Here is a 14,745-nt window from a genome sequence, read left to right as displayed (position 1 = left end):
GGAGTTCCGAACGGACACCAAACAGCGGTTCGAACACGTTGAAGCCGACATCAAAAACATCCGTTCGGAATTGACGGAGTTCCGAACGGACACCAAACAGCGGTTCGAACACGTTGAAGCCGACATCAAAAACATCCGTTCGGAATTGACGGAGTTCCGAACGGACACCAAACAGCGGTTCGAACACGTTGAAGCCGACATCAAAAACATCCGTTCGGAATTGACGGAGTTCCGAACGGACACCCAACAGCGGTTCGAACACGTTAAAGCCGACATCAAAAACATCCGTACGGAATTGACGGAGTTCCGAACGGACGTTGATCAGCGGTTTGAACGCGTTGAATCCGACATCAAAAACATCCGTACGGAAATTACGGAGTTCCGATCGGACGTTGATCAGCGGTTTGAACGCGTTGAATCCGAAATCAAGGAGGTCCGGAATGACATCAGGGAGGTCCAGAATGACATCAGGGAGGTCCGGAATGACATCAAGGAGGTCCGGAATGACATCAGGGAGGTCCGGAACGACATCAAGGAGATCAAGGAATCGCTGCGAGAGATGAATGGCCGCGGTTGAATGGAAGATCCTGCTCCGACTTCCACCGGATTGAAGCGGAATTGCACGAGTAATGTGAATCGTAAACAGCTTGCGGGCCGGGGTTAGATATACCTTACCCAGCCTTTAGGCCGGCGGGCTTTGAATCGGCGGAACCACAGACACACCGGATAGAGCAGGATCAGCACCCCCAGGGCGGCCAGGTAGGCGGCACCCAGACCCTGTTGCATGAACATGCCCAGAGCCAGACCGCTGAAGATCAGGATGTGCATATGAATCAGGTAGAAGAAAAAGGCGGTCTGGCCGAACACCAGCAGGGGATTCCGGTTTCGGATCGGACCTTTCAGATAGCGCTGGTACCAGAAGAACCCGGACAGAATAAGGGCCATCAGGCCCAGTTCCAGCAGTGCAAAGGTCAGGCTTGGCGGGTATTTGCTGACATATAACCACTGCACCAGGGAAAAGTCCTCACGCAGGAGCAACATGTTACCGTAACCGTTCCAGGCGCGGAACAGCACGAACAGTCCCAGTGCCAGAAGCCCCGCTATGACCAGCAGGCGTTCGACCGGCATCGAGGACCGTAGCGCGCCTTCGCGCGCATCGACGGTCGGGCCGCTTGAAACATTGGGCGACGGCGTTGGGGCGACCGATTGTTGCACCAGGTAACGTCCCAGCAACCAGCCCAGGATCATCATCCCCAGCCAGGGCACGAAGGGATATTGCACCCACAGGGGTATGGGGCCGATCTTCACGAGCAGTCCCGGATGAAAAAACGGGTTGAAAACGCTCATCCAGCCCAGGCTGCGGACCTGGGCGACCGCCTCGCTCATCCCTTCCTGATCGAAATCCCCGTCCGGCATCGGCATCTTCGTCACCTCGCGGATCATGTCGGCCGTAATACCGCCCAGGTGCATGATGCTCCAGAACAAGGCTTCGTGCAGGAACAGGATCGAAAGCGCGACGATCAGCAACGTGCGGGTGGACAGGCGTCGCAGGGGTATCATGCAGATCAGCCCCATGGCGATGGCAAACAGGACCTGGAGACTGAAAGGAGACCACCACAGCAGTTCGAAGGCGAGGATGACGAGCGCACGCTTGAACAGGTGCCGGTCCAGGTCACGGTCCAGGGCGCCGGCAAGACGGCGCCGCTCGAAGCTCAGCGCCAGCGCGGTCCCGGCCAGGAAGACGAAGGTCGGCGCGCACAGGTGGGTTATCCAGCGTGTGAAGAACTGGGCGGCGGGGAGCGCGGACCCCGCTTCGTGTGCGTACCACGAATCATCACCGAGCCGGCCGCCGTTGAACGCCAGGCTGGCGTGGTCGATGGCCATCAGGACCATGACGAGGCCGCGCATCCAGTCGATGGCCGCCATGCGGCTTGCGTCAGTGATCAGCGGTGGACCGGCATCCCCTGCAACTGGTACCGATCGGCTATTCGAGATTACCTGACTCCCTGAGTGATTTTGTGTAAATTACACGTTATGACCACGAAACCTGCTTTCCCTGACCCGGTTACCGATTCGGCCGTTCTCGACGAGCGGAGCACGGCAAGGCTGGATGCGCTCTACGAGCGACTAACGTCCCTCAGGAAAGTCTCCATCGGCTATCCGTGCAATCACCGGTTCGATTTCGCCCCGCTCTACCGTTTCATGGAGTTTGCCGTCAACAACCTGGGCGATCCGTTTTCGGGCAGCAACTTCCGCATGAACACCCATGACTTCGAACGCGAGGTGATCATGACCTTTGCCCGCCTGACGGGGATCGATAACGAAGATTGCTGGGGATACGTTACCAACGGCGGGACTGAAGGGAACATGTACGGCCTCTATCTCGCCCGGGAAATCTATCCGGACGGCATCGTCTATTTCTCCGAGGATACGCATTACAGCGTCAGCAAGACACTAAGGCTGCAACATACGCGCAATATTATGATCCTAAGCGGCCCTACCGGTGAAATGGACTACCGGGACCTGGAGGAGAGCATCCGGATCCACCGCGATGTGCCGCCCATCGTGTTCGCCAATGCCGGAACGACGATGACGGGCGCCATCGACCGGCTGGACCGCATACGGGAAGTCCTTGAAAGACAGTGCACGCCGAACGCGTACATCCATGTCGACGCGGCCTTTTCAGGCATGATCCTGCCCTTCGTGGACGATCCACCGCCCTGGCACTTCGGCGACGGCGCCGACAGCATTTCTATTTCGGGGCACAAGATGATCGGATCTCCGCTGCCGTGCGGCGTGGCCATGGTACGGAAGACGCACATGGAACGAATTTCCCGTTCGGTCGAATACGTGGGCGCGCTCGACACCACCATAAGCGGATCCAGAAACGCGATCACACCCCTGATGCTCTGGTATGCCCTGCGTTTGCACGGCGACGACGGGTTTCGGGACCTGGTGGGCGAGTCCCTGCGGAAAGCGGCCTATGCGGAGAAGGCGCTGAATGAGATCGGCGTGAAGGCCTGGCGTAATCCACGCTCGGTTACGGTCGTCTTTCCCCGGCCGCCGAAGGCCATCATGGACAAATGGGTGCTGGCCGGTTCCGGCGACATTGCGCACCTCATTGCCTTACCCGGTGTTTCCTGGGAGACGCTTGAGGAATTCATTGGCGATATGCAGCGAGAAACCGAGAAAACCGCATGAATGAAATCATCATCCCGGTAAAAGAACCACCCGGCACCCTGGCGGCCGTCTCCGAATCGCTCGCCCGTGCCCGGATCAACATCGAATTCATCGAGGCCCGCGTGGTGGGGGAGAGCGGCATCATCGTATTGCGCGTGGACCGCTATGACGCCGCGCTCAGGATACTGAGGGACGCGGGGTACCGCGCGGTTACCGAGGACGCCCTTGTGCTCGACCTGGAAAACCGGCCCGGGGCGCTGGCGGAAGTGGCAAGGCGCCTGACGGACGCCAGGATCGGCATCCGCAGCCTTCGGATCGTCGAACGGGCCGGCGAGCGAAGCCTGGTGGCGCTGGTCGCGGACGATCCGGACGCCGCCCGGCGCATACTCGTGGCGGAACGCGTGGGTGGGGGCGGGACCTGACAAAAAGACCTGAATAAAGCCTACAGCAGGGACATGTAGGTTTTCAGTTCGTAGTCGGTGACCTGGGACCGGTAGCGCTCCCACTCTTCCTGCTTGTTCTCGATCAGCTTGTCGAAGACCTCTCTGCCGAGACAATTCACCAGCAACTCGCTTCCTTCAGCCAGTTTGATCGCCTCGTTCAGGTCTTTGGGCAGGGACTGTATGCCCAGCTTCCGGCGTTCCTCCTGGGACATGCTGGACAGGTCGACCTCCGCCGGTGGACCGAGTTCATACCCGTTTTCGATGCCCGCCAGGCCGGCGGAGAGGATGACGGCAAAGGCCAGGTAGGGGTTGCAGGATGGATCGGGGGCGCGGTACTCCACGCGCATGGCTTCATGTTTCGAGGGGTTGTAGGTCGGCAGCCGGATCATGTCCGCCCGGTTGTGCAACGCCCACGAAACAAAGAGCGGCGCCTCGTAGCCGGCGATCAATCGCTTGTACGAGTTGACCCACTGGTTCGTGACCAGCATGGTCTCGGGAGCGTGGCGCATCAGCCCGGCGACGAAGGACCGGCCCGTATCCGACAGGTGATATTCCCTGCCTTCGTCGAAAAAGGCGTTTTCGTCGCCGCGGAAGAGCGAAAGGTGTATATGCATCCCGCTCCCGTTGTGGGCGGCGTGGGGCTTGGGCATGAAGGTGGCGTACACGTTGTGCCGAAGGGCCACTTCCTTCACCACGAGGCGGTAGGCCATCGTATAGTCCGCCATGGTCATGGCGTCGGTATACCGCAGGGAGATCTCGCTCTGGCTGGGACCGCCCTCGTGGTGGCTGAACTCGACGCCGATACCGATCTCTTCGAGGGCCATCACGGTGTCGCGCCGCAGGTCCGTCGCCCAGTCCAGGGGGGTGAGGTCGAAGTAGCCGCCCTGGTCGAGCGGTTGGGGCGGACCTTCGCTGGACTTCAGGTAATAGTATTCCAGTTCGGGCTGGACATAGAAGGTGAACCCGTGCTCGGCCGCGCGATGGAGGCTTCTCCTCAGGATCTGGCGGGGGTCGCCCTCGTAGGCCCTGGCGCCGTCGGGTTCGAGGATATCGCAGAACATGCTGCCCACGGCGCTCTTCCGGGCGTCAGGGCGCCACGGCAGGATCTGGAACGTGCTGGGATCCGGCATGGCGATCATGTCCTCCTCGCTGTGCCGTATGAATCCCTCGATGGACGACCCGTCGAAGACCTCGCCGTCCTCCAGGGCGTCTTCCAGTTCCTCCACGGTGATGGAAAAACTCTTCAGAAAACCCAGAATGTCCGTAAACCACAACTGGATGATCTTGACGTTGTGTTCCTGGGCCGTGTGGAGGACGTAGTCCTTCGCCGCATCCGATGTGTCGTTCATGCCTTACCTGCAGGGGGTTCCACCATGGCTACTTGGACGGCTTTACCTTGCGCTTTCTCTTCATATCTCGGATCGCGGCCTTGCGCCTCTGCTCCTTGCGGAACCGCTGTCTCCGGAGTTCCTTCTGGCGTTCGCGCATACCTGCTCCCTGTTGCGTGTCCGGCGCGTGGACCGGACGGTTGCTTTGGGCTCCCGGCGACCCGGATCGAGGCGTTCGGCGGCGAGCCCTGACTGCACGGATTCTGTCAGATTGTCATTGATTGCAGCTTCAAGGACGATTATACAATCTAATCCGGACTGCCTGTCCGGGCAATCAGTTTCTCGGCCGATCAATACCCCAAAAAACGTCTTCTGATTGGAGTCTTGCGTGAGCCAGGTACGTCTTCTGTCGAGATCGGATATGGCTTCCGTCCTCACCATGCCGGATGTCATCGAAGCCGTGGAAGAGGGGTTCCGGTCCGCAGGCGAGAAAGACGACGTTCCCGTCCGCCTGCCCGTCCACGTAGCGGACCGCCCCTCCGTCGCGCTCTTCATGCCGGCCTACCTCGCCGGATCGCATACGCTGGGCGCCAAGGTCGTCTCCGCGTTCCACGACAATCCTGCCCGGGGCCTTCCGATGATCACGGGATTCTACGTGTTATGCGACGCGGAGACCGGCCGGCTCATCGCCCTGATGGACGCCACTTTCCTCACCGGCATACGTACGGCTGCGGCGTCCGCGGTGGCCACGAAGTACCTGGCGCGCAAGGATGCCAGGGTACTGGGCATCATCGGGACGGGTGTCCAGGGCCGGTTTCACGTGGACGCGATCACGGCGGTCCGCCCCATCGAACGGATCGTCATGTACAACCGGACGCCCGAGCGGGGACGCGCACTCGCGGATGATCTTGCATCCCGGGGGATGTCCTGCAGCCTGGCGGAAACCGCCGCCGACTGCGCGGCCGAAGCAGATGTGCTGGCGGTCTGTACGTCCAGCAAGTCGCCCCTCTTCGACGGCGGCCTGGTTCGTCCCGGCAGCCACGTGAACGCCGTGGGCGTCTACACCGCCGACTCGCAGGAACTGGACGCCGGGTTGATCCAGCGGGCCCGCGTTTTCGTCGATACGTACGAAGGCGCGTTTGAGGAAGCGGGCGACATCATCGTTCCCCTGCGGGCGGGCGAAATCTCCAGAGACCACATCCGCGCGGAACTGACCGAACTGGTGACCGGCAGGAAGGACGGACGGACCGGTGACGGGGAAATCACCGTGTTCAAATCCGTGGGTTACGCCATGGAAGACGCGGTTACTGCGCGGCTGGCCTATGAACGGGCAGCGGATTCGGGGGTCGGCGCCACCTTCGACCTGGAAGCATGAAGCGCGTTTTGATCATCCGATCGGGCGCGGTCGGGGACCTGGTCCTTACGCTCCCCGTGCTCTCCGCGTTGAAGAAGCGCTACAGCGGCCTGTCCATCGACAAGATGGGCGATCCGGGCCGGCTTTCGCTGTTAAAACACTGCGGGTACGTGGACAACGTATTGCCGGTAGACGACCGGAAATTCACCCCCCTGTTCGCGCCGTGCGGACCGGGCGGACCGTGCGGACCGGGCGGACCGGGCGGACCGGGCGGACCGGGCGGACCGGCCGGCGCACCCTCGGGCACTGTTTCGCGGAAGCTGCCCGACCTTTTGATTCGGCGCCTGCGATCCTACGACTTAATGCTCTCCTATCTGCCTGATCCCGATGGTGTGTTCGCGGAGAACCTCCGCAGGTTTGCTTCGGGCCCGGTGCTGACCGGGCAGTCCCGGCCTCCCGACGGTGGCAGAATCCACATGACCCGTGTGCTGATGGACGCGCTGAAACCCCTGGGAATCGAGTCATTGGTCGATCCGCCGTTGGTCGACGTACCGATAAGCACTGCCCCGGACGACGTGCGAGAACTGGAATCGGAACAAAGACTGGTCGCCATTCATCCCGGTAGCGGTGGCGCGGAGAAATGCTGGCCGGCGAGAAACTACGGGGCACTGATCGACCTGTTGGCCGAATCGGGCTTCAGGCCGATGATCACCTTCGGTCCGGCGGATCACCTGATTCGTCGCGACCTGCTGCCCTGGATCGAATCCCGCGATGTCCTGGTTATCAATGACCGTTCCCTCGTGGATGTGGCCGACCTGTATGCCCGGTGCCGGGCGATGATCGGCAACGATTCGGGCATGACTCACCTGGCCGCGGCCGTGGGCACGCCGGTCATCGCGCTGTTCGGACCTACAGACCCGGCCGTCTGGGGCCCAAGGGGGGAGCACGTCCGTATACTGTGGGGGACCGAAGTTCTCGAAGGAGACGTGGACGGCATGAACCGGCAAGGGGTGTTCCACCCGCGAAGCCTCGACGACATCGAAGCGATGAGACCGTTTCGAATCCTGGCGGGACTCTGCGCAGCCGCCGGCGCGTAACGCAAGTTAGATTCAAGAGTTGGGCGTGGTTTCATGTAAATTCCTTTAATACGGTATATTGGAATCGATAAAGTGTTGAAGGCGCTTGACAGAACTTCAAGGGCATACTATGTTCGCCGACATGCGACCAGATTGGTTGACGCTACAGCGTTGGGCCGCGGTTTGCGCCATCGCCCTCTTCGTACTCTCGGCGACGCCCCATGATCACGACCACGATGACGAATGCGTAAGCGGCACCTGTGTTGCCTGCCATGTCCACGGACTGCCGATCCTCGATTCCTTCGATCGCTTCGGCGTGCACGACTTCCCTGATGTGCCGATACACCGCGTATCCGGTGCGTACGCCCAGGTGCATCCCCTGGATGCGGCGACCCGCGGACACGACTCCCGGGCCCCACCTGCCTGAATACCTCCCTTTCGATTTTCACACAGATCGCCCAGTTCCCGATGCGTGTTCGCTGAGTTTGTACCGTCGAAATCCGCCCAGCGCATCGTAAACTTTATATTCTTGGAAATAGTGATTCGAAGTCGCGTCGCTGGCGTGGCGTTGGATCGAGTATACTCCATGCATTCGGAGGAAAAACCCATGGAATCCGGTCCGGAATCCCGGATAGAGCACACGAGCGAAGTACAGACTGCCTTAGAGTCTGAAACCCTGGCCGATTCGGCGGGCGCCGCAATGGCGCCCGTGTTGGAAGCCCGGTCGCTGTCCAAGCGATATGACGAAGTAGAAGCTGTTGTCGGCCTGGATCTCCGTGTCGGCCCGTCGGAGATCTACTGCCTCCTGGGCCCGAACGGCGCCGGCAAGACGACGACAATCCACCTTTTCCTGGGGTTTCTGGAACCGACGTCCGGAAGCGCACACGTGATGGGTCTGGATGTCGCCGAGGAGCCGCTCAAATCCAAAACTCACCTCGCCTACGTTCCCGAGCAGGTTATGCTGTATCGCAACCTGAGCGGCCTGGAAAACCTGGCCTATTTCGCCGCGCTGGGCGGGAAGGAATCCCTGTCGACGGATCGACTCACCGAGATCCTCGGCGAAGCGGGGCTTCAAGCGGATGCGGTCCATTCCCGCGTATCCGCGTATTCCAAGGGCATGAGGCAGAAAGTCGGCATTGCGATCGCCATCGCCAAGGAGGCCGGCGCCCTGCTCCTCGACGAACCGACGTCCGGCCTCGATCCCGAGGCATCGAACGAGTTCTCCGAATTGCTGGAGCAGCTCAAGGACCGGGGCGTAGCGGTGCTCATGGCGACCCACGACCTCTTTCGCGCCAAGGAAACCGGAACACGGGTCGGGATCATGCGGCATGGCCGGCTCGTCGCGGAGATGACCACCGACGAAATCGGCCACGCCGATCTCGAACGCATCTACCTCGAACACATGCACGATTAGGAGCCAACTATGATCAGCCATATCGTCCGAAAGGAATTCATGGACGTAGTACGGGACGGCCGCTTCCGCTGGTGCGCCGCCCTGGTAGGCGCCCTGCTCCTGGTTTCGCTGGGAACGGGATGGGTCCAGGCGCGCAATGCGCAGAAGGAACTCGCCGCCGCACAGGCAACCGCCCGCGATCACTGGGAATCACAGGGCGAGAAGAACCCCCACTCCGCGGCCCACTATGGTGTATACGCGTTCAAACCCCGGCTGGCGCTGTCCTTCGTCGATGAAGGGGTGGATTCCTATACGGGAACGTCCGTGTTTTTAGAGGCCCACAGGCAGAATGACTTCCTGCTGCGCCCCGCACAGGACGCGACCCCCGCGCAGCGCATAGGCGCCTTGACGGCTGCGCAGGTCCTTCAGCACCTGGTACCGCTTCTTATCATCCTGCTGACCTTTGGGGCACTCGCCGGCGAGCGGGAGCGGGGCACGCTGCGGCAACTCCTCGCTACGGGCGTCGGACGCCTCGAACTCGCCATGGGCAAGGCCCTTGGCGCGACGGCTGCCCTGGCGCTGCTCCTGGTACCTGCGGCAGTCGTAGGCGCGGCGGCCATTGTCGTAGGAAGCCCCGGACCGGCGACGTCCCCACTGGTACGCGGCGCCGTGCTTGCCGGGATTTACCTGGCCTATTTTGCCACTTTCATAGGGTTGTCCCTCGCCGTATCTGCCCGGGCCCCTTCGGCGCGGGCCGCGCTGGTCGTCTTGCTGGCCATCTGGGTGGTGAACGGGCTCGTGGCGCCCCGCGTCGCGGTGGATCTTTCGAAATGGCTGTACCCGACGCCTTCCGCGATCGAGTTCGCCCACACCCTTGAACAGGAGATGGCCAACGGTGTGGAGGGCGTTGACCGTCCCGACCGGGCTGTCGTGACGCAGAACCTGCTGGCCCAGTACGGGGTAGAGCGGACCGAAGACCTCCCGATCAACGCGATAGGCGTCTTCCTGCAGCAGAGCGAGGTATTCGGCGACCAGATCTTCGACCGGAACTACGGCGCTCTATGGGACACTTTCAAGCGCCAGGGGTACGTACACGAAGCGCTCGCGGTGACGGCACCGCTGCTGGCGGTTCGGACGCTTTCCATGGGCCTGGCCGGGACCGATGTCGAACAGCACCGCCACTTCGCCGCCGCCGCGGAGCAATACCGGAGGGATCTGGTGGAGCGCTTGAACGGCGAGTTGACCGAAAACTCCCGTACCGGTGAGGTCTACCTCGCCTCCGCCGATCTCTGGTCGCAGATGCCGCCTTTCCGGTACGACGCGCCGGAAGTGTCGTGGGTCCTGAAGAACCGGGCTCTTTCGCTCCTGATGCTCGGACTGTGGCTGGCCGGTGCGTTTGTAGTGGTCACATACGCCGTTCGCCGCGCGGAGGTGGCCTGATCATGCAGACCAAGACCATTAAGACCATCCTGCTTAACGAGTGGCGGCTTCTAGCGGCCGACCGCACCCTGCGGATTGTCCTGCCCCTTTTCATCGTCCTCTTTGCCTACGCGCTGGCCAACGGCATGGCCTGGGTCCGATTCCAGGAGCACACGGTCCAGGTCGTAAGGGAGGGGAATGTCCAACGGACTGAGGGGTTGGAACGCGAACTGGCCGCCATCCAGAACGGAGCCCAGCCGTCCTCCCCCTTCCGCGACCCCCGCAATGCCAACGTGATGGGTGGCCGCCGGGGCGCTCGGTCCGTCGCGCTGGATCCCGGTCCCCTGACCGCCCTGGCGGTGGGGCAAAGCGACTTGCTGCCATACTACTACGATGTCAGCATCTATACCAACGAAACCACGTTCCTGCAGAACGGCGAGGTGGAGAACCCGCTTAACCTCATGGTGGGACGATTCGACCTGGCCTTCGTCGCGATCTACCTGCTGCCATTGCTCGTGCTGGCCATGGGTTTCAACGTGCTATCAGGGGAACGCGAACAGGGCACCCTGGCCCTTACGCTTTCCCAGCCCGTGTCGGCGCGCCGGTTCGTGACCGCGAAGCTCGCGTTCCGCGCCATGCTGGTCCTGACCGCGGCCATCGGGGTGTCTTTGATCGGAATACTGATCTCGGGAGGATTCGGATCTACGGGGCCGCTCGGCAGGATACTTCTGTGGTGCGCGGCGCTGACGGTGTACGCGCTGTTCTGGTTCGCACTCACCGCCTGGGTAAACAGTCTCGGCCGGTCATCCTCCTGGAACGCCACGGTGCTGGTGGGGGCCTGGCTTGTCCTGGTGGTGGTGCTGCCAGCCGCCATCAACATCGCCGCGGGCCTGCTCCATCCCCTCCCGTCGCGGGTGGAGATGATTACTGCCCAGCGCGAAGCCTCGAACGACGCGGTGAACCGCCGTAGCGAGCTGCTTGCCCGTTACCTCGAGGACCATCCCGAACTGACCGGTGGAGACGCGACCGATGAACCCAACCGGGCCGCACTCGCCTGGGCCGCCACAGACGCGGTGAACCAGCGCCTGGAAGAGGTGTCTGAGCGACACCGGGTGGGACGAGACGAGCAGAATGAACTGATCCGCCGCTACCGGTTTCTCTCCCCCGCACTCCTGGTCCAGGAGATGCTGATCGACGCGGCGGGTACGGGTGATGCGCGGTTTGCACGGTTTCAGTCCCAGGTGAGAGCGTTCGCCGGTCAGTGGCAGTCGTTCTTCGTGCCGGCAATTCTGGCCGGGGAGCAGATGTCGGCGGATGTGCTTCCCACGTTACCAGCTTTCAATTACGTAGACGAGTCATTAGGCGACGTGGGCCAGCGCGCGACGGTACCGCTATCGGCACTGATCATGCTGGTCGGGCTGGTAGGTGCGGGCGCCTGGATCGGACTCGGCAAGGTCCGGGGCGCCGGTTGAGCCGGTCCGGGGCGCCGGTTGAGCCGGTCCCGGGCGCCGGTTGAGCCAGCCCCGGGTTTATCCCATAGGAGACTCAGAAAAGAAATGAACTATCAGATCCATCGAGGAACCGTAGACAACATCGGCGTGTTCGTCTCGTCTGCATGTGCGATCCACTGCCTGGCCTTGCCGCTGGTGGTGACGTTCCTGCCACTGGTGGGGCTCGGATTCCTGGCCGGTGAACCTGCCGAGTACGCCATAATCGGCGCGGTACTGCTCGCAGCCGGGAGCGTGGTCGCAGGTGTGAGGTACCACAGGAGCTGGAGGGCGTTTCTCACCTTCGTATTGGCCGCGGGGATAATCATTACGGGTTTCACGGCGGCCGAAGGGAACTTCGAAGTAGTCCTCCATGTAACCGGGGGCGTACTGCTCGCGACGACCCATCTCCTGAACCGGCACCTGTGCCGGACCTGTCCCGCGGCCGGCTGCTGACCGGAATCTTATAGGTAATCACAGGATGAAGGTCGTTCGCCGTCATCGGGCTGCGTCTCCGTCTATCGGCCGGTTGCCGTCTGACGCCACCCCGCGTTCTGCCTGAACGACCAGATCGCTCTTCCCGTCCTGCCGACCGTGAGGCTGCACGCGGGGCCAAAGGTGTGGGTCGTGGTGACGGAGACCGGCTGCGTCTTCATGGAGAATTCGGTGATGCCGAAACCATCGCCGAAGGGACTGGTTTCCGCGGAACGGGCGTGATCGGTGCCAGCCCCGGACCCGGAGCGGTCGGCGCCTGCCCCGACCCCGATACGGTCGGCGCCTACCCCGGCAGGACCGCCGGTCCGGGATGACCATTCTACCACGATATCCAGGTCCGGGCCGCGGAAAGATGCGCGTTTCTCTATCCCGGAAGACTCCGTTCCGGCGTCATCGTCCGTACCCGGCCCCAACCTCGCAGTATCGTCCGCACTCCGTTCCACCGGGCTGGCCATCTTCGTTGCCACGTATCCATACACCCCCAACTCAGCCTCCAGCAGGTCCGCCTCATCGGGCGGAAGCGTCACCGTCACCGACGTGATGTCCCGGAACAGCCGGCCCGGCAGGTCGTCGCCGATGGCGGAACGGTAACGTGTCAGGAACCCGCTTCTGGCGATGGCGGCTGTCCCCGTGCCAGGGTTATGAGGAGGAAGGTCCGGCGCCCAGCGGTCCAGGAACCCGGGATCGTATTCCATTACCCAGGAAATCAGCCGGGCGTCGTCCTTCCGGGGTATATCGACCGTCCAGAACCACGGGATGTCCTGGTCCCGGTACCTCCTCTTCCGCTTAAACCGCGTGATATCCCGTAGCAACGCCCTTTCCAGGCGACCGGCGAGTTCTTCTGATCCACCTTCCTGCTCTATGCCGAACGCGAGGGCGTCTCGGGGCGCCCAGGAAGTACGGCCCGGATCCATGAACTCGAAATAGGTCTCGCGGCCGTAGTAGTAGCGGCCGGTCCACGACATGCCCGTGGCCTGGTCGTGGGTCGTCCGCTCTTCGGTACAGGCGAAGTGCCCGTTCAGAAACCCGGACGCGCCGATGGCACGGTAAGTGTCCGCGTCCAGGAAGATGAGCAAATGGTTCAGATAGACAGGTAGCATGGCTCAGACGGGATACTGGGGGTCATCGGCCGCTGAAAGATCGGCGGGGCTGTTCAACACGCCCCCGGGGTCCGGGGGAACGACCTCGTGATCGACCAGGGGATCGCCCGTGGACTTCATCCAGCGGTCCAGCCGGGCGCGCATTTCGCGCAACACGTCCGCGGATTCGGACCGGCCGGCCAGGTTGCTGGTCTCGTTCGGATCGAACAGAGTATCGTAGAGTCTTTCACGGGGCACGGGCCGGTCGCGCCAACCTTGCTCGATCAGGGTCGATTTCGTGATCGATGCGTCGCAGTTCGTCATGACGGGAAGATCGCGGTCCCCGTATCGCCGGATGTACTTCCAGCGGTGGGTCCGCACGGCCCGTTGGGGCTCATAGGCCGCGTGGAAGTTTACCTCGGCGAAGACTTCTTCCCGGACTTCCGTGGCCTCGCCACTGACGAGTGGGTCCATTGAAACGCCCTGCAGCCAGTCCGGCCAGGCCGACCGCTCGATCCCGGCCAGATCGCAAAGGGTGGGGAACAGGTCGATCTGGCTTACCATGCCATCGATGACCTTGCCGCCGCTGTATCCCTCGGGACCGCGCAGGATGAGCATGACGCCCATGCCGTGGTCGGTGAGGTGGCATTTCATCATGGGGAAGGCGATGCCGTGATCGGTGGTGCAGATGACCAGGGTATCATCCCTCAACCCGCACCGGTCGATGGCCTCCAACACGCGTCCCATCTTATGATCGAGCGTACGGGCGGCATCGATAAAGAGACCCATGTCCCGACGAAGATCCGGCGTATCGGGAAACGGTGCCGGCGGCCGCAAGTAACGGGAATCGGCCGGCGGTTCTCCATCGGGTTGCGGTGCGAAGCCCGCGCCCCTTCGATGGGTCTCGCCGAAGCCCACGTCCAGGTAGAACGGGCGGTCATGGGGTTCGGACAGGAATGATGCGGCGAGTTCCTCGGCAGGCGCCTTCGCGTCACCGGCCTCTCTCGGAAGAACGCGGGACCACCCGGCGTCATCCAGGTTCTTCACCACGTGCTGGAATCCGGCCATCACCGTGTCGTATCCCGCCTTGCGCAGCGTGTGCATGATGAGCCGCTCGGGATGGTGGATCGACCATCCCCGGTTGACCAGGCCGAACATGCCGCAGCTGTGGGCCCATTGTCCGGTGAGCAGGGCCGCCCGGCTCGGGGAACAGGTCGGGTTCGCGCAGAAGGCCGACCTGAAAAGGACCCCGTCCTCCGCCAATTGCTGCAGGGCGGGCGTGAGAACGGCGTGGCCGTAGGGCTGTATGTACCGGCCCGTATCGTGGGAATGGAGGTATACGATATTCACAGACTGACGATCCCTGAGTATGGTTTTCTACCTGTTGCTACATGCGTCGCGGCCTGCTACATGCGTCGCGGGTTGTACGTACATGCGGCTCGGCTTGCTACATGCGCCTCGGCACCTCAATGCCGAGCAGGTCCAGCACTG

The 14,745-nt window shown here is 62.2% G+C and carries 13 protein-coding genes; 9 read left to right on the top strand and 4 right to left on the bottom strand.

What is annotated here, in order from left to right; genetic code table 11:
- Window positions 1-660: 660 nt before the first annotated feature.
- Window positions 661-1,926 carry a heparan-alpha-glucosaminide N-acetyltransferase domain-containing protein gene (locus tag OXH56_06320; GenBank protein ID MCY3554922.1) on the bottom strand — a complete coding sequence of 422 codons (1,266 nt, stop codon included), beginning with the start codon at window positions 1,924-1,926 and terminating at the stop codon, window positions 661-663.
- Between the two features lie 108 nt (window positions 1,927-2,034).
- Between OXH56_06320 and OXH56_06315 the strand changes: the two genes are divergently transcribed.
- Both OXH56_06315 and OXH56_06310 read left to right on the top strand, forming a co-directional pair.
- Window positions 2,035-3,201: a histidine decarboxylase gene (locus OXH56_06315; GenBank protein MCY3554921.1), complete on the top strand. Its 1,167-nt coding sequence runs from the start codon at window positions 2,035-2,037 to the stop codon at window positions 3,199-3,201.
- Window positions 3,198-3,602 carry a hypothetical protein gene (locus OXH56_06310; protein MCY3554920.1) on the top strand — a complete coding sequence of 135 codons (405 nt, stop codon included), beginning with the start codon at window positions 3,198-3,200 and terminating at the stop codon, window positions 3,600-3,602. The genes OXH56_06315 and OXH56_06310 overlap by 4 nt, the downstream gene beginning before the upstream one ends.
- A gap of 20 nt (window positions 3,603-3,622) precedes the next feature.
- On the opposite strand, the gene glnA is transcribed toward OXH56_06310, so the two are convergent.
- Complete coding sequence (gene glnA, locus OXH56_06305) at window positions 3,623-4,972, bottom strand: type I glutamate--ammonia ligase (protein MCY3554919.1); 1,350 nt, start codon at window positions 4,970-4,972, stop codon at window positions 3,623-3,625.
- 367 nt (window positions 4,973-5,339) lie between these two features.
- Between glnA and OXH56_06300 the strand changes: the two genes are divergently transcribed.
- The 7 genes from OXH56_06300 (at window position 5,340) to OXH56_06270 (ending at window position 12,136) form a co-directional block, all read left to right on the top strand.
- The gene (locus tag OXH56_06300) at window positions 5,340-6,326 is read left to right on the top strand and encodes an ornithine cyclodeaminase family protein (protein MCY3554918.1); all 987 of its coding nucleotides are present in this window, start codon (window positions 5,340-5,342) and stop codon (window positions 6,324-6,326) included.
- Window positions 6,323-7,402: a glycosyltransferase family 9 protein gene (locus tag OXH56_06295; protein MCY3554917.1), complete on the top strand. Its 1,080-nt coding sequence runs from the start codon at window positions 6,323-6,325 to the stop codon at window positions 7,400-7,402. Before OXH56_06300 ends, OXH56_06295 begins: the two co-directional genes overlap by 4 nt.
- Before the next feature lie 136 nt (window positions 7,403-7,538).
- Entirely contained in the window at window positions 7,539-7,808 is a 270-nt protein-coding gene (locus OXH56_06290) for a hypothetical protein (protein MCY3554916.1), read from the top strand.
- Window positions 7,809-8,090: 282 nt separating this feature from the next.
- On the top strand, window positions 8,091-8,795 hold the full coding sequence (locus OXH56_06285) for an ABC transporter ATP-binding protein (protein ID MCY3554915.1): 705 nt from the start codon (window positions 8,091-8,093) through the stop codon (window positions 8,793-8,795).
- 9 nt (window positions 8,796-8,804) lie between these two features.
- Window positions 8,805-10,214 (top strand): DUF3526 domain-containing protein, encoded by a 1,410-nt coding sequence (locus OXH56_06280; protein MCY3554914.1) that lies wholly within the window; start codon window positions 8,805-8,807, stop codon window positions 10,212-10,214.
- A 2-nt stretch (window positions 10,215-10,216) separates the two neighbouring features.
- Complete coding sequence (locus OXH56_06275; protein ID MCY3554913.1) at window positions 10,217-11,665, top strand: DUF3526 domain-containing protein; 1,449 nt, start codon at window positions 10,217-10,219, stop codon at window positions 11,663-11,665.
- Window positions 11,666-11,749: 84 nt separating this feature from the next.
- Window positions 11,750-12,136 carry a MerC domain-containing protein gene (locus tag OXH56_06270; GenBank protein MCY3554912.1) on the top strand — a complete coding sequence of 129 codons (387 nt, stop codon included), beginning with the start codon at window positions 11,750-11,752 and terminating at the stop codon, window positions 12,134-12,136.
- Between the two features lie 62 nt (window positions 12,137-12,198).
- Here the strand turns inward: OXH56_06270 and OXH56_06265 are convergent, their stop codons facing one another.
- Both OXH56_06265 and OXH56_06260 read right to left on the bottom strand, forming a co-directional pair.
- Window positions 12,199-13,275, bottom strand: coding sequence for a DUF5829 family protein (locus tag OXH56_06265; GenBank protein MCY3554911.1), 1,077 nt, complete (start codon window positions 13,273-13,275; stop codon window positions 12,199-12,201).
- 3 nt (window positions 13,276-13,278) lie between these two features.
- Window positions 13,279-14,604 (bottom strand): sulfatase, encoded by a 1,326-nt coding sequence (locus tag OXH56_06260; GenBank protein ID MCY3554910.1) that lies wholly within the window; start codon window positions 14,602-14,604, stop codon window positions 13,279-13,281.
- Window positions 14,605-14,745: the final 141 nt, after the last annotated feature.

The organism is Gemmatimonadota bacterium (assembly GCA_026702745.1).
In the GTDB taxonomy this organism is placed as follows: Bacteria; JAAXHH01; JAAXHH01; order JAAXHH01; family JAAXHH01; genus JAAXHH01.
This window is presented reverse-complemented; position numbering and strand designations above follow the sequence as displayed.